Genomic DNA, 14,434 nt, shown 5'->3' with positions numbered 1-14,434 from the left:
GTTAGACGATTATAGGCTAAATCAACGATTCCTCTACTCGCTAGTCTGGGGTAGACTTAAAAACGTTTCGCTATATTGAAAAGGAACGATTATGGACCATATCGACGTTGGAGGACGCTTTATGCGCCGCGCCTCTCTCTAAGCGGCCTCTTTGGAGGTTTTTAACCGGTAATGGTTGACCGCCCTGCCCAGGGTGGCAGAGGTGAAGATTCCAAGGACGCTGGCAAGGGATGCCATGGCGTACATGTGCTGGCTTAAAACGCCCGAGACAAAGCCTATTTCACCCACGAGCAGGCCGAGGACGCCGAAGCTCGCTATCCCAGCCCCCCTGACGACCGACGTTGGAACGTCCCGGTGCCTGACGATGATGGACGAGAGCGCCAGCCTGACGACGTACACCAGAACGAAGAACTCCACCACCACGAAGGACAGCTCGGTCTCGAAGTTGAGGCCGCGCCATGCGAAGAATATCGGGGCGAAGATGCCGTACGTAACGCCGCTGACTATGGTCGTGAGCCTCTCGTACTGCTTCGTTCCAACCAGGTCGCTGTGCATCATCAAACCTGCCATGAAGCCCCCTATGCTGAAGTGAAGGCCTATCTCATCGCTGATGAAGGCGAGAGACGTTGAGAGCACCATGAAGAGACCAAAAACGGCCTCATCGCTCTTGAGCCTGCGGAGGAAGCGTATTATCATCACCTTGTGCTTTATTCCTATAATGTAATTAATGTACATGAGAACCCCGATGAAGAGCGCGTCCTTCAGTACGCTCTCCAGGACCGGGGTGTAGTCCCCGGGGGTCTCGTGAACCCTGACCATCATGTAAACTATGAACAGACTCATTATCTCGCTTATGACGGCATAGGATAGAGCAACGTGGAGGAAGTCCTCTCCAAAGAAGCGCTTGAGTCTCAGGACTATGGGCGCCGATGCGGTTGAGAGTATCGCGGCCACTATGAGGGCGTCGGAGTTAAGCCGCCAGCCTGTGAAGGGAAGCGCCACCAGCAGCATGACGGTATAGGTGGCTACGTAGAGGGGCAGCGTCTTTTTTCCGGCGTAGTGGAGCTCTTCCGGCGTCACCTCCAGGCCGGCCGAAATCATCAGGAAGAAGAGGCCGAGCTCAGCCATGAGGAGCATCTGATCACGGGGCATGTCAATCAGAACGGCGCTCAGTATCATTCCCGCGGTTATCTCACCCAGGAAGCCGGGATAGCCGAGTCTCTCAAACCCTTCCGCAAGGAGCCTCGCGAATGCGATGATCACGAAGACGTACCCGATGATTTCCATGTTGGCCTCCTACGGCGGGCGGGTTAATAATTCTTCCGCAAAGGCTTTTATTTACCGTGAGAATGTCACCATATGCGGCACTACGAGATAGTTCGTATACGGGAGAACGGCAAGGTTGAACTTCCCAGGGACTACGCCTACGAGCTGGGTATGGTGGAAGGTGCGTATTTCCTCCTGGAGATAGACACCGACCTGAACGAGGTTCACATGGAGCGGATAGCACTGCCCGGGAAGCGGCTGGTGGAAGTGGAGCTCGTCGTCGAGGACAGACCGGGGGTTTTGGCAAAGATAAGCGGCCTCTTTGGGAGGCACGGGGCGAACATACTCTTCAGCGAATCGGAGGAACTCTCCTCCATCGGTCTGGCCGGACTCGTCGCGGTCATAGACGTGAGCGGAATGACCGGAACGCTGGAGGAGCTGAGGGAGGAGCTTGAAGGGCTGGACATTGTCAGGGAGGCCAGGCTAAAGCCGCTGGAGTAGGAGCACCGCCAGCATGAAGGTTACGAAAACCGCCGCCAGCATGTTTACATCCCTTCCAACGTCTTTTGCCTCTCTCCGCACCTCCCTCTCGAAGACGCCCAGCGCCCTCAGGGCAAAGAAGGTGAGCACCGCGGCGGAGATGTAGATGACATCGGCCGGCTTGAGCCCCGCACCGAGGTAGAGACCTGCGAAGAGGGTGGTTAGGGCCAGTGCCAGGGAGGAGAGCTTCCACATCAACCCGATGCCTCCGGTTTCTCCCCGCGAGAGGTGGTAGTTCAGCTTGGTGAACGAAACGAGAGTTCCCACTGTCCCGGCCGGGACAACCCACCTCCAACCATCGGGCAGACCCGAATGTATCAGCCCCTTCGCGTAGGAGCCTATGAGGGGCGAGATTCCTCCTATGGCAAGGCTGAGCATCAGCACAGAGAACGCCATGAGCGGAGCGTTCCTGTAGCCGAACTTCCCCAGTTTCCTTGACTTCTTTCCAAGGCTCCCAACGCTCAGGAACAGGCCGCCCTTGAAGAGGGAATGCCCCATAGCGTAGTAAGCGGCCCCTGTGAAGTTGAAGGTGGCTATTCCAAGGAGCACGTAGCCCATCTGTGAGACGGTGTGGTACGCCAAGAGCCTCTTCGCATCTTTTTGAAGGAGCGCCATTGCTATGCCGAAGAAAATGGACGATGCAGCAACAACCATTGCCCCAGTTTTCAGGCTCTCGCCGACGGGCAGGGCCGAGAATAGGAGTATCATGCCATAAGCGGGGGCTTTTACGACTATTCCGCTCAACAGGGCACTGGCGGGCGTCAGAGCAACGGAGTGAGCATCGGGCAGCCAGCCGTGAAGGGGGAATATGCCGGCCTTCAGGAGGAGGGAGGCGAAGGCTATTCCGAGGGCAACTTTAAGCTCCCTGCTCGGGAGGGCGTTTTCAGCCACGAGCTCGACGTTGAGGTAGCCCGTCTCCATGTATATGAGGCCTATCGCGAAGATGAAAAGGTAGGATGCAAACAGCGAGAGGATAAGGTACTTGAAGGCGGCCCTCTTGGAGCCGGGCTCTTCGGAGAATGCAACCAGGGCAAAGGCCGAAACCGAGGCAATCTCCATGTAGATGTAGAAGTTGAAGAAATCCCTCGCAAGAAACGCCCCCAGCAGACCCGCGTGCATCAAGAGGAATAGGACGAGGGCCTTGGCGGTCTTCTTGTCTCGGAAATTGAAGTAGGAGATGGAACAGAGGGCAACGACTGTGAAGAGTATCAACTCGCCGGCGATGAAAGGGGCGTTGATTTCACCGATTCCAACCTCTATCCCCGCCACCCTGCTCCAGCCGCCCACAACTTCCGTTCCGTTCCCAAGGGGGAGAACCCCTGTCGGAAGAACTGCGCCGAGGATGAATGCGGCTTTTATTAGACCCTTCTTCACACGCAGGGTGTCCAGGATTACGATTACGAAGGCAAACAGGAGCGGGAAGGCTACCATCAGGGGAATCATGGGCCATCCCTCCGCATGCGGATTATTATCGCCAGGGCGAGCGACGTTATGGCAACGTCAACGACAAGGGTTGTGAGCATCAGCGTCGCCGGGAGCGGGTCGACCGGATTCGTCGGCATTATGGGGACGTCCTTTCCCGGGGAGTAGGCTAGGCCGATGAAAAACAGCACCAGGCCAAGGGAAACCACGTTTATGGAAAGCACCAGCTTTATCGGCTCCCTTTTTGCCATCAGGCCGTATATCCCCACGAGCATTATGAGCACTCCCGCCTGCTCCGGACTAATCACTTTCAACCCACCTCAGCAGTATGTAGAATACGAATGTGAAGGCCGCTCCGACCTCAAGGCCGACGATGATGTTGAAGGGCAGTATTATGCCCCCCTCCGTCGGGAGGAAATTGGAGTAGAACGCCCCAAAGGCTATTCCGGCGATTCCCAGCAGGACGAGCATGGCCCCTGCGGAGCTCTCTATCAGGCTCGCCCAGTTGAAATGAAACCTCTTCCGGACCTTTTTGTAGCCGTGCGAGGTTATGAGGAGTATAACCGCGACCGCGAGAATCACCCCTCCCTGAAAGCCACCCCCGGGGCTTAGATGGCCGTAGAGCATGATGTAGGCCGCGTAGGTGACCAGGAACGGGCTTACCATCTTGGTGGTGCTCCTCACGACGGTGCTCATCTTCACTTCTTCTTCCCCCCAAGGAGCAGATAGAAGCCGATGACTGCCGTAAACAGCAGGCTCGCCTCGCCGAGACTGTCGTAGGCTCTCCACCCGGCCAAGATCGCCGATACCAGATTCGGGATTCCAATCTCGCCCCAGTTGGCGACGTAGTAGGCGTAGCTCCCGCCGTACGAGGGTTCATAGCTCAGGTCAAGCAGGAGGGCCCCGAGGGCCAAAGTGAGGATTAGAGCAACCTTCCTCACCTCGTCACCTCCTCTATTGTGAAGAGGAAGACGCCTATCACTATCGCGCCGACGACTATCGCCGAAAGGGCAACGTCCGGGGCCTTGAGCTCGAACAGGGCTAGGACGAAGAGCAGACTGAGGAGCGAGTATTTAACGACCGCACTAACCAGGTTCTTTTCTTCAACGACCCCCACGGCCAACAGTATCATCGCTACGAAGACCACGTCAAGGATTGTCCCAAGCATACATATCCACCACTACCTCTGGTTTCACCCCGTATTTGTAGGCTCCCCTCGCGATGGCATGGCTCACCATTGGGTTTATCATCGCTATCAGGAAGGCCAGCACCAGGAACTTGGCCCTAACAACCACCGGAGCGTCCATTATCAGGATTAAGGCGAGGATTATGCTCATGGCTCCGCCAGTGTCGCACTTCGTTGCGGCGTGGAGGCGGGTGTAAACGTCTGGAAAGCGAAGTATCCCCAGGGCCCCGAAAACCATGGCAGCCTCCCCAAAGAGCAGCAACAGAACCTCAATCATGGCTTCTCCTCTCCATGTATTTGGCGAGTATAAGCCCACCGACGGCGTTCACCATCAGCAGGACTATCGCGAGGTCCACCAGGTAGTACTCGCCCCTGATGACCGAGACGACCGCTATTATGACGACCACCTTCGTCGTTATCGTGTTCAAACCCACTATTCTGTCCGGCAGGGTCGGCCCCCTGGCCACACGGTAGGTTATCAGTATCGCAGTGAAGACGAGCACGTAGAACGCACTCACCAGAAGACCTTCTTGAGCCATTCCTCGATGTCCCCCTTTATCTTTTCCCCAGCCTTCTCGCGGTTGAGGGTTTCCAAATCTATCCAGTGGACGTAGAGGTAGGTCTCGCCGAGCTTCTTTTTCACGTCGAGCGTTAATGTGCCCGGAGTCAGCGTTATTGAGTTGGCGAGTATCGTTACTCCGGTGTCAGAGTGCAGGTCCGTCTTTATCTTGACTATTCCCGGTTTGATGTCCATGAACACCACGTTCTTCGCAACCTTCAGGTTGCTCTCCAGCAGGCGGAAGGCCATTATAACCGCGTACTGCGGGAGGTAGAGGAGAGTGAAGTAAAGAATCTTTTCCACTATATGACCGCTCCTCCGTATGTCCTCCGTGAGCAGGTCGCGCATGAAAGCCGCTATTATCAGCGTAACGACTGCGCCCGGCATCAAATCTCTCGCTCTGAAGCTCCCCGAAACGACCACCCAGAATGCCATCAGGGCGGCCCACGTCAGAATCACCCTCTCCCAGGGAGGAAGCTTTGAGGCTTCAAACTCTTCGTGGAGAACCCTTTCCCTGAGGGCGTCGAGTCGCTCTTTCAAGTAGAAGGGGACGCGGCTCATGTGGGAATCTAAAGCATTGAAGTTAATAACGATTTTGCAAAGAAGAAAAAGGCGCCAGCGTCTGCGCTTCAGTGCAGTTACCGGCAGCACAGGCAGAAGGGCGATCAGACGTGGGCCTCAGACGCTTCCCAGAAATTTCCCCCTCAGGGGGCGGATTTTCACGTCCACGCCGATTCTTCGGCGCCTCTGCGGTGGAGACGTTCCCAGCACTCTGCGTGCCGAATTCCGCCCCATCCACGAACTTTTCGATTCTAACCTCAAACTCCGTGCCGAAGATTATGGGTCCGCGTCCCGGCCCACGCTGAAGTTCAGGAGCGTCGCGCCCCTTCAGCAGCATTGGAGTTTTATGGGGACTCTGCCACTTCCGTTATCGTTCTTCGTTAGGCGACGAAAATTTTCGAGGGTGTTTTATAAGCCTCCCCGCGGAAAGGTTTAAATGCCCGACGGTGATATTGTGGACGGTGATGTTCATGATTGAGGTTGGCGAATACAGGGTCAAGGAAGGCCTCTACTACACGAAGGACCACGAGTGGGTCCAGGTTCTTGAGGACGGAACCGTCCTCGTTGGAATAAGCGACTACGCCCAGAAGGAGCTCGGAGACCTTGCCTACGTTGAGCTTCCCGAGGTCGGGAAGGAGCTCAACAAGGGCGACGTTCTCTGTGAGCTTGAGAGCGTCAAGGCAGTTTCCGAGGTCTACGCTCCCGTCAGCGGCGAGGTGGTGGAGGTCAACGAGGAGCTTGAGGACAGCCCCGAGGTTCTCAACGAGGAGCCCTACGAGCACTGGATCGTCAAGCTCAAGCCGAGCAACCTCGACGAGGAACTCAAGGAGCTCATGGCCGCGGAGGCCTATGCGGAGTACCTTGAGAGCCTTTGAGCGTTCTGTCCTTTTCTATTCCCATGAGTGTTCCGGGAGAACGGGGGATTGAGCTCAGTTTTTGACCATCATCACAGCCGTGGAGACGGCTTCAGATACCCTAGAGGTCTTCATCGCTCGCTTTTTCTACTCTGGAGAAGGTTAAAAGTCTAGCGGCTCGGCCAGTATGCCCATCATCACGGTGCTGCGCAAAGCGCAGTTTCCAAAAGGATAGAAAGCTCCATCAATGAATTTTTCCGCGAAAACCGTAACCTCTGGGAGGAGATTAAACCCGAGCTCAAAAACATAGCCGGTCTCCGGGTTCTTAGCCTCGGGGTAAGCTTTTCCTGGAAAGGGGAGAAAACCGACCTCATAGCGCTCTTCCGTGAGCTGGAAAAGTATGACGTTGTCCTCGCTTTTGACGAGGTTCAGTACCTCCGCGGGCCTGTCGGGAGCGAGTTTGCGGGCCTAATCGCTCACCTCTACGACTACTCGAACCTGAGAATAGTCATGACTGGCTCTGAAGTTGGCCTGCTCCATGACTACCTCGGCGTGGACGATCCCAAGGCGCCCCTCTACGGCAGGTACTTCCACGAGGTTACCCTCTCAAGGTTCACGGGGGAGCAGAGCAGGGACTTCCTGATTCAGGGGTTTGAGCAGGTTGGACTTGCTCCTCCGGAAGACTTAATCGAGACCGCAGTTGAGAGGCTCGGTGGAATAGTGGGATGGCTGGTTCTCTTCGGCAGAAATGCCATGGAAAAAGGGCTCTCCGAGAAGCTAATTGATGATGTTTTTGAGGAGGCGAATGCCCTTGCCATGGATGAATTCGAGAACTTCCTCTCAAAGAGGTCCTCGGCGAGGAAACGCTACCTGGAGATAATGCGCGCAGTTGCGAGCGGAAGGAACACGTGGGAAGAGATAAAGGAGTACCTCGAACGAAAAGAAGGAAAGAGTGTAGCCGACAGCGTGCTGGCGAGGCTTCTGAAGGCGCTCGTCGATTCTTCGTTCCTTGAGAAGGTTAAAGAAGGCAGAAACGTCTATTACCACATTCCCGATCCAATACTGGAGGCGTGCTTCAAAGAAAAATAAAGGAAGTTCACGCGTTTCCGTTTTCCCTCTTACTCGTGAGGTACTCGTGGATGGCCTTAGCGGCTCTCCTTCCGTCGCCCATTGCGAGGATAACCGTTGCCTCTCCCCTTATCGCGTCCCCACCGGCGAAAACTCCGGGAATGCTGGTCATCAGGTTCTTGTCAACGACTATCCTTCCGCGCTCGACCTTCAGGCCGGGAGTGTTGACGATGAGCCTGTTGGGGTGCTTTCCGATGGCTATGACTACCGTCTCGGCCTCTATCGTCACGTACTCGCCGGTTCCGACTATCTTCCTCTTGCCCCTGCTGTCCCTCTCGTCGAGGGCCTTCATCTTCTCGAACTTAACCGCCTTCAGGTTGCCATTGCCGTCACCGATGAACTCCACGGGGTTGACGAAGAACTCGAACTCTATGCCTTCCTCCTTGGCATGCTCAACCTCTTCAACCCTCGCGCTGACGTCCTCCGGGCCGCGGCGGTAGGCTATGGTGACCTCGGCACCGAAGCGCCTCGCGCTCCTCGCGGCGTCCATGGCGGTGTTTCCGGCGCCTATGACGACGACCTTCTTGCCGACCTTGACGGGGGTGTCGTACTCGGGGAACTTGTAAGCCTTCATGAGGTTCACGCGCGTGAGGAACTCGTTGGCGGTATAGATTCCGTTGAGGTTTATTCCGGGGGCGTTGATAAGCCTCGGGGTTCCGGCTCCGGAGCCTATGAAGACCGCATCGTACTCCTCAAGAAGCTCCTCAATGGTCACGGTCTTTCCGACGATGTGGTCGGTGAGTATCTTGACCCCAAGCTTCCTGAGCTTGTCGATCTCGCTCTCGACGATGCTCTTCGGTAGCCTGAACTCGGGGATGCCGTACATGAGCACTCCGCCCGCCTCATGAAGGGCCTCGTAGATGGTAACGTCGTAGCCGAGCTTCGCCAGCTCGCCGGCGGCGGTGAGTCCTGCGGGTCCGGCTCCGATAATAGCAACCTTCTGACCCTTCTTCTCTATTCTCGGGATCATCTCAAAGAGAAGCTCCTCGTCTATGCCCTTCTCGCGCGCGTAGTCCGCCACAAATCTCTCAAGCTTGCCGATGTTTATCTTGTCTCCGACCCTGCCCATGACACAGTTCATCTCGCACTGATCCTCCTGCGGGCAGACCCTCCCGGTGGTAGCTGGCAGAGAGTTGCAGGCCCAGATGACGCTGAGGGCCTCCTTGACGGCCTTGTCGGGGTCGTCGCGGTACTGGACGAGTTTGCTTATGAAGCCAGGAATGTCGATGTGAACCGGACAGCCTTTTATACAGGGTGCGTAGTTGTAGGGACACTGGAGGCAGCGCTCGGCCTCCTTAACGGCAAGCTCGAAGGTGTAGCCAAGGTTGACCTCGGCGAAGCTCTTTATTCTCTCCTCCGCCGGCCTCTCCGGCGTCGGAACGCGCTCCTTGATGATCTTCCTCTTGACGGCCATCACTGCTCACCTCCTTGGAGGGCCTGCTCGAAGAGTTTCATGTACTCCTGCATGGCCCTCTGCTCCATATCCGTGTAGTACCCGCTTCTCGCTATCAGCTCATCCCAGGCGACCTGGTATGCGTCGAACTCCGGCCCGTCTATGCAGGCAAACTTAACCTCGCCGCCGACGGTGACGCGGCAGGCGCCGCACATGCCGGTCCCGTCCACCATTATCGGGTGGAGGTCCGCTTTCATCGGAACCCCGAACTCCCTGACAACGTCGAAGACCGCCTTCTGATCCCCGGTTGGGCCGACCATAAAGACGAGGTCGTAGTGCCCGTTCTCAAGCATCTCGCGAACCTTCTCTGTCAGCCGCCCGGTGACGTTCTTCATGTTCGTTGGGAAGTCTAGGTTCGGGTCTATGGGGACCGTCTCAAGAACGTGCCTGCCGACCGCCTTCTCAAGCTCGTCCTTGAGGATCACCATCGGGTCGAAGGTCACGTGGAGCGTGGTCACGTCGTTCCCAAGCTCCTGCCAGGCCTTTGCTATGGGGTAGACCTCGACTATTCCGGTGTAGGCTCCAATCGCGAGTATCTTCCCGAACCTCTTCATCTCCGCGGGGTTCCCCAGGGGGCCGGCAACGTTGAGTATCTCGCCACCCTCCCTCAGCTCCGCGGCCATTCTCGCCGTCGTTTTTCCCCTAGCGAAGACGATGAGAACTATCCATCCCTCCTCGGGATCCCACATGACGGGAGTGAGGGGAATCCTCTCCCCGTTTTTGAATGCCCTGACGATGACAAACTGTCCGGGTTTGGTTTTCTTGGCAACGTGGGGGGCGTGAATCTTGTACCAGGTGTTTCTCATGGCGATCTCTTTTTTCTCAAGGATTTTATACACGATGAACACCTCCGTGCAGGTGGTCAAATTTGGACATCTAAAGGTTTGCAACCAAAGGTGTTTATAAAGATGTTGCTAACCTTTGGTCCAGCTGGGCGAACAGATTTCGGAATAAACCTTCCTCCACGAGAAATTTTCAAGAAAAGGCCGCATATTCAAAAGGCTGAAAATCAGAGCTTCCGGATAAACGTTAGGTAGCCCGTGTGCGCCAGCATGGTCGTCTTTGGCCTCATGCACTCCCTCTTGACCTCGTGCTCCCTGACGAGAACCTCAACGACCCTCGGTTTGTAGAAGTGCTCCCTGTACTCCTGAAACGCCTGGAAAAAGCGGTGTACCTGGTTGGTGCACGGTGTGTAGGCGACGAAGTAGCCACCCGGTTTCAGAACCTCAACCGCGTGGGGGAGAACGTTCTCCGGCTGGGGCAGGTCGAGGACTATGTGATCCGCGCTTTCCTCGTCTATACCGTCGTAGATGTTCTTGAGCTTTATCGTGACCCTGTCGGCGAAGCCCGCGAGTTCGACGTTCTTCTGGGCTATCCTTGCAAAATCCTCCCTGAGTTCGTAGCTGATGACCCTGCCCTGAGGGCCAACTATGTTCGCGAGAAATATCGTTAAAGCACCGCTTCCAACGCCGGCCTCTATCACTGTGTTCCCAGGGGAAATGCCGGCGTAGGCGATTATTATGCCAGCGTCCTTGGGATGGACGATTTGGGGGCCGCGACGCATCTTCGCTATGATGTCGTTGACGTCCGGCTTCAGTATCCTGAACTCCTCGCCCTTGTGGCTGAGAACGCTTTCCCCGTAGTCCTTCTCCACCAGCTCGCCGAGGTTGATTATACCAAGGTCGGTGTGGAACTCCCCCTTCGAGACCGTCACGAGGTACCTCTTTCCCCTCCTGTCGACCAAAAGAACCCTATCCCCCTCTCGAATCAAAAATCTCACCGCCCTTTTTTATTTTAATTCCATCCTCCGACACGAAGAAAACAGCGGCCGCTATCTCCTCCAAAATGGCCAGCTGTTCGGCCGTCAGTATATCCACGTTGACGAAGTTCAGCGTGGCCCAGTCTTCCATCGGAATCGTGCTGAGGGCCGTCAGTATGTGCTTCAGGGTTTCGTTTCCTCCAAAGTTTATGTAGTTCGCAAGTCCAAAGGTGATCACATGCGTAGGTTTCAGGGGAAGTCTTTCCATCCTCTGGATTGTTGTGTAGTAATTTTTAATGAAATCCTGAACCCTGTACGAAGGAGTCACTTCCTCTATGACCTCCCCGTAGCTTATGCTGCCTGGACCTATCTTTACAATGCGAACATCCTTCAGAAGTTCGAGAATCCGGACGTACTCCTCCCCCTTCATCTTCCGGGCGTAGTTCTTGAAGAGCAGGTTCCCGATTCCGAAGAAATCCCAGATTACGATGCTCCCAACCCTAGCCAGTGCAGGGATGACAAAGCCCCACGCAAATCCATCTATCCTGTATGTGGAGCGGTACTCAATGAGAACTATGTCTCCCCGGTGGATGCGGCCCAAAAGATAACCCTCGAACTCCGAAGGATTCATCCCTCCCACCAAAAGGGTTTTTAACGGCTCCTCTTTTAAACCTTGTTAGGTGGAAGGGATGAAACGGTTTGTGGTGTGGCCCAGCGAACTTGATGCGCGGTTGAGCAGAAGGTACGGCAGGGCAATCGGAAAGGAATTCGCCGTTGACGGTCCGAAAATCCAGGAGATAGCGGATGCCGCGAGGGCACTGGGCATGAAGATAATCGAGATGGACGAGTCGAAGCTCAACCCCCGTTTGGCGGGCCTAGACGAAGAGTACAGGCTCAGGGGAATGCTCCGCATTGAGGGCAAGCACCCCAAGGGGAAGAGTCTCAAAATGATCAGCCAGAAGATCAGGGAAATCCGAAAAACCCAGGCTAAAGCCAAAGGCAAGAAGAAGCACAAATCCAGGAAGAAAAAGAGGTGATCACTCCTCTTCTTCCATCTCCACGACTATGGCGGTAGTAGTGTCTATGACGCCATCGATGTTGTGTATGTCGTGGAGTATCTTCCTGGTGAGCTCACCGAGGTCCTTGGCCTCGATGTGAACTATCGCATCGTAGGGTCCGGTGACGGCGTCCGCCCTCGTAACGCCCGGTATCTGTTTGAGGGCGTCTATAACGCTTTCGACCTTCCCAATCTCCACAGTCAATAAAACGTACGACCTAACCATTTTCCACCACCGCTGAAAGGCTTTACGCCTTTATTTAGCCCTCCATCTCATTTAAGCTTTTCGTAGTTTTTTCGGGTATCCTCAGAAGGTTGCACTATGAGAACGCTGTCTCTAAGTAACCAATAGTGCATCTAGAGGGCCTTTATAGTACTGCTAGTGGTATCGAAAGGTTTATTACTACATTCACCCTATTGTTCATGCCCTTAATGTACAGGGGTGGGTATTAATGAAGGCCAAAGGTTCAATAGCCCTGTTAGTGGTTTTTTTGGTGGTTTTTTCTGTTGCAGCCAGCGGCTGTATAGGTGGAAGTAACGGTGAGACAACCACCATCCCACAGAGCTCCACTGGAAGCCCGACGGGCACCCAGACCACGTCTTCTGAGGCGACTTCCGGCGGCACCACCACGACATCAAGTCAGTCGGCCACCCAGACGCAGACCCCCGCGGAGGTAAAGCCTGGGATACTGGAGATGGATGACGTCTACGTTATCGTCACCGACAAGAGCGTCGTGGTCGTCGGTCCGAAGGGCGCCAGCCCGACCGTTGAGGTTCCGAGCGACAGGAAGGTCATAAAGGTCGAGTACGAGGTTGACACCGCCAATACCCCGGACGTCAAGACCCTCATGGAGAAGGGTCAGGGATTTGGTGCCATCGATCCGGCCTTCTTCCGCGATGAGCACGTCGATGCCCTCGTTGTGGCCGCCAGGCGTCAGACCGACCCGACCATAAGAACCGAGCTCTTCAAGGCCATCTACATGCTCGGAAACAAGCTCGCCCCGGAGGTCATCCTCGGCCAGAACAAGCAGCTCCGTGTTTACTGGGACTGGGTTAAGGGACGCTACTACCACCCGACCCTTGCGGAGCGCTATGACCTCCTCAGCGAGGACCAGAACGCTCCCTCCGTCAAGATTGGTATCAAGGACTACAAGAACGACCCCGAGACCTACACCATAGCCACCATCGGCTGGCCGGAGAGCTTTGACCCGGCCATGACCTACGAGACCTTTGGATGGGAGATCTGGCACGAGGTCGGTGACACCCTCGTCACCTACTGGAAGGAAGAGACCGAGGAGGTCAGCCCGGACCTCGCCGTTGCCTGGGCCCACAACGAGGATGGTACCGAGTGGTACTTCCTCATCCGCGGCGGTGTCCAGGCCTACGACCCGTGGGACGACAAGACCTACCCGATCGACGCCACCGACGTTGCCTTCACCTTCCTCCGCGTTGAGAGGCTCGGCCACAGCGTCAGCTGGATGGTTGACAGCTTTATGGACGTTAACCACTCGGCGGCCATCACGGAGGAGGAGTTCGACCAGTACCTCAAGGAGCACCCACTCATAGCCGAGTTCAACGGCAAGAGCACCGAGGTCAAGAGCCTCGACGAGCTCAAGCAGTTCTTTGGCTACAACGGCGACACCGCTGGAGTCTTCAAGCTCGTTCTCCCGGCTCCGTACGCCCCGGTTCTCGGAATACTCGCCGACCCGTTCCTCAGCGTCGTCCCGATGGAGTATCTCCTCGGCGACAAGTACCAGGAGGCCCTCCAGGCGAGCGATAACGGCCACAACCCGAGCGCTTGGTGGAGCTACCTGAGCGAGGGCAAGGGCGACCCGACCCACCAGCTCATGCACAACAAGCCCGTCGGAACCGGACCGTTCTACATCGCCGACTACCAGAAGGACGCCTACATAGTCCTTGAGTACAACCCGCACTACTGGAACGCCACCGCCAACCCAGGCCACAAGAGGGTCATCTACGTCATCAACAGCGACGCCATGGCCAGGATCAACCTGTTCAAAACCGGCACCGCCGATGTCGTTGTCATACCGCCCGAGAAGATGGACACGGTTAAGGGCCTTGAGCTTCAGGGCTTCAAGTCCGTCGTTAAGACCGACATCCTCCAGCCGATACTGACCTTCCTCGTCTTCAACACCCAGAAGGAGCCCTTCAACGACCCGCTCGTCAGGGAGGCCATGGCCTACGCCGTCCCGTACGACCAGATCTCCCAGGTCGTGTACCAGGGACTCCTCGCCAGGAACTACGGTCCGATACCGAAGCCGTGGCCGGGCTACACCGAGGAAGGCATAACCAAGTACAAGTACAACCTCGCCAAGGCCAAGCAGCTCCTCAACCAGGCGGGTGTTGACCCGACCAAGTACAAGATTGAGCTCATCTACAACGAGGGCAACAGCGCCCGTGAGAAGATTATGACCCTCCTCCAGAACGTCTGGAGCCAGCTCGGCTTCCAGGTCACCATCAACAGCTACAACTGGCCGACCTACCTTGACAAGACTGAGCACGGCGAGTACGACGTTTACATCGTCGGATGGGTCCCGGACTACCTCGACTCCGACAACTGGGTCGGCCCGTTCCTCTACGGCGCCACCGAGTTCACGAGCGTCGAGGTAAGTGTCAGCTGATTCTAAT

At 56.0% G+C, this 14,434-nt stretch carries 19 protein-coding genes; 5 read left to right on the top strand and 14 right to left on the bottom strand.

Annotated features, from left to right (window positions below):
• Positions 1 to 138: 138 nt before the first annotated feature.
• Complete coding sequence (locus E3E51_RS01130; RefSeq protein ID WP_167911296.1) at positions 139 to 1,287, bottom strand: cation:proton antiporter; 1,149 nt, start codon at positions 1,285 to 1,287, stop codon at positions 139 to 141.
• Positions 1,288 to 1,359: 72 nt separating this feature from the next.
• Here E3E51_RS01130 and E3E51_RS01125 point away from each other — a divergent pair, with 72 nt between their 5' ends.
• Entirely contained in the window at positions 1,360 to 1,767 is a 408-nt protein-coding gene (locus tag E3E51_RS01125; RefSeq protein WP_167911295.1) for an ACT domain-containing protein, read from the top strand.
• On the opposite strand, the gene E3E51_RS01120 is transcribed toward E3E51_RS01125, so the two are convergent.
• Genes E3E51_RS01120 through E3E51_RS01085 form a run of 8 tightly spaced genes read right to left on the bottom strand, consistent with a single transcriptional unit; the run spans position 1,750 to position 5,534 of the window.
• Entirely contained in the window at positions 1,750 to 3,249 is a 1,500-nt protein-coding gene (locus tag E3E51_RS01120; protein WP_167911294.1) for a proton-conducting transporter membrane subunit, read from the bottom strand. The genes E3E51_RS01125 and E3E51_RS01120 overlap by 18 nt on opposite strands.
• On the bottom strand, positions 3,246 to 3,536 hold the full coding sequence (locus E3E51_RS01115; protein ID WP_167911293.1) for a cation:proton antiporter subunit C: 291 nt from the start codon (positions 3,534 to 3,536) through the stop codon (positions 3,246 to 3,248). The genes E3E51_RS01120 and E3E51_RS01115 overlap by 4 nt, the downstream gene beginning before the upstream one ends.
• Positions 3,529 to 3,930, bottom strand: coding sequence for a Na(+)/H(+) antiporter subunit B (locus E3E51_RS01110; protein ID WP_167911292.1), 402 nt, complete (start codon positions 3,928 to 3,930; stop codon positions 3,529 to 3,531). The genes E3E51_RS01115 and E3E51_RS01110 overlap by 8 nt, the downstream gene beginning before the upstream one ends.
• Positions 3,927 to 4,169 (bottom strand): hypothetical protein, encoded by a 243-nt coding sequence (locus tag E3E51_RS01105; protein ID WP_167911291.1) that lies wholly within the window; start codon positions 4,167 to 4,169, stop codon positions 3,927 to 3,929. Before E3E51_RS01105 ends, E3E51_RS01110 begins: the two co-directional genes overlap by 4 nt.
• Positions 4,166 to 4,396: a hydrogenase subunit MbhD domain-containing protein gene (locus E3E51_RS01100; RefSeq protein WP_167911290.1), complete on the bottom strand. Its 231-nt coding sequence runs from the start codon at positions 4,394 to 4,396 to the stop codon at positions 4,166 to 4,168. Before E3E51_RS01100 ends, E3E51_RS01105 begins: the two co-directional genes overlap by 4 nt.
• Positions 4,377 to 4,691 (bottom strand): monovalent cation/H(+) antiporter subunit G, encoded by a 315-nt coding sequence (gene mnhG, locus E3E51_RS01095; RefSeq protein WP_167911289.1) that lies wholly within the window; start codon positions 4,689 to 4,691, stop codon positions 4,377 to 4,379. The genes E3E51_RS01100 and mnhG overlap by 20 nt, the downstream gene beginning before the upstream one ends.
• The gene (locus E3E51_RS01090; protein ID WP_167911288.1) at positions 4,684 to 4,953 is read right to left on the bottom strand and encodes a monovalent cation/H+ antiporter complex subunit F; all 270 of its coding nucleotides are present in this window, start codon (positions 4,951 to 4,953) and stop codon (positions 4,684 to 4,686) included. Before E3E51_RS01090 ends, mnhG begins: the two co-directional genes overlap by 8 nt.
• Positions 4,929 to 5,534, bottom strand: a complete 606-nt coding sequence (locus E3E51_RS01085) for a Na+/H+ antiporter subunit E (RefSeq protein WP_167911287.1) — start codon at positions 5,532 to 5,534, stop codon at positions 4,929 to 4,931. The genes E3E51_RS01090 and E3E51_RS01085 overlap by 25 nt, the downstream gene beginning before the upstream one ends.
• Before the next feature lie 470 nt (positions 5,535 to 6,004).
• Here E3E51_RS01085 and gcvH point away from each other — a divergent pair, with 470 nt between their 5' ends.
• Positions 6,005 to 6,409, top strand: coding sequence for a glycine cleavage system protein GcvH (gcvH, locus tag E3E51_RS01080; protein ID WP_167911656.1), 405 nt, complete (start codon positions 6,005 to 6,007; stop codon positions 6,407 to 6,409).
• A gap of 210 nt (positions 6,410 to 6,619) precedes the next feature.
• A complete protein-coding gene (locus tag E3E51_RS01075; protein WP_167911655.1) occupies positions 6,620 to 7,477 on the top strand; it encodes an ATP-binding protein in 858 nt (285 codons plus the stop codon).
• Between the two features lie 7 nt (positions 7,478 to 7,484).
• Here E3E51_RS01075 and gltA read toward each other — a convergent pair whose 3' ends face one another.
• From gltA to E3E51_RS01055, 4 genes are all read right to left on the bottom strand, one after another.
• Positions 7,485 to 8,930: an NADPH-dependent glutamate synthase gene (gene gltA, locus E3E51_RS01070; protein ID WP_167911286.1), complete on the bottom strand. Its 1,446-nt coding sequence runs from the start codon at positions 8,928 to 8,930 to the stop codon at positions 7,485 to 7,487.
• Complete coding sequence (locus E3E51_RS01065) at positions 8,930 to 9,808, bottom strand: sulfide/dihydroorotate dehydrogenase-like FAD/NAD-binding protein (protein ID WP_167911285.1); 879 nt, start codon at positions 9,806 to 9,808, stop codon at positions 8,930 to 8,932. Before E3E51_RS01065 ends, gltA begins: the two co-directional genes overlap by 1 nt.
• Positions 9,809 to 9,978: 170 nt before the next feature.
• On the bottom strand, positions 9,979 to 10,740 hold the full coding sequence (locus E3E51_RS01060; protein WP_167911284.1) for a tRNA (adenine-N1)-methyltransferase: 762 nt from the start codon (positions 10,738 to 10,740) through the stop codon (positions 9,979 to 9,981).
• Positions 10,721 to 11,359 carry a DUF257 family protein gene (locus E3E51_RS01055; protein WP_167911654.1) on the bottom strand — a complete coding sequence of 213 codons (639 nt, stop codon included), beginning with the start codon at positions 11,357 to 11,359 and terminating at the stop codon, positions 10,721 to 10,723. The genes E3E51_RS01060 and E3E51_RS01055 overlap by 20 nt, the downstream gene beginning before the upstream one ends.
• A gap of 58 nt (positions 11,360 to 11,417) precedes the next feature.
• On the opposite strand from E3E51_RS01055, the gene E3E51_RS01050 reads away from it, so the two are divergent.
• Complete coding sequence (locus E3E51_RS01050; RefSeq protein WP_167911653.1) at positions 11,418 to 11,765, top strand: signal recognition particle protein Srp19; 348 nt, start codon at positions 11,418 to 11,420, stop codon at positions 11,763 to 11,765.
• Here the strand turns inward: E3E51_RS01050 and E3E51_RS01045 are convergent, their stop codons facing one another.
• A complete protein-coding gene (locus E3E51_RS01045; protein WP_088180934.1) occupies positions 11,766 to 12,011 on the bottom strand; it encodes an Lrp/AsnC ligand binding domain-containing protein in 246 nt (81 codons plus the stop codon).
• 226 nt (positions 12,012 to 12,237) lie between these two features.
• Between E3E51_RS01045 and E3E51_RS01040 the strand changes: the two genes are divergently transcribed.
• Positions 12,238 to 14,427 (top strand): ABC transporter substrate-binding protein, encoded by a 2,190-nt coding sequence (locus E3E51_RS01040; RefSeq protein WP_167911283.1) that lies wholly within the window; start codon positions 12,238 to 12,240, stop codon positions 14,425 to 14,427.
• The last annotated feature ends 7 nt before the right edge of the window (positions 14,428 to 14,434 follow it).

The organism is Thermococcus sp. 21S7 (assembly GCF_012027615.1).
Taxonomy (GTDB): domain Archaea; phylum Methanobacteriota_B; class Thermococci; order Thermococcales; family Thermococcaceae; genus Thermococcus.
This window is presented reverse-complemented; position numbering and strand designations above follow the sequence as displayed.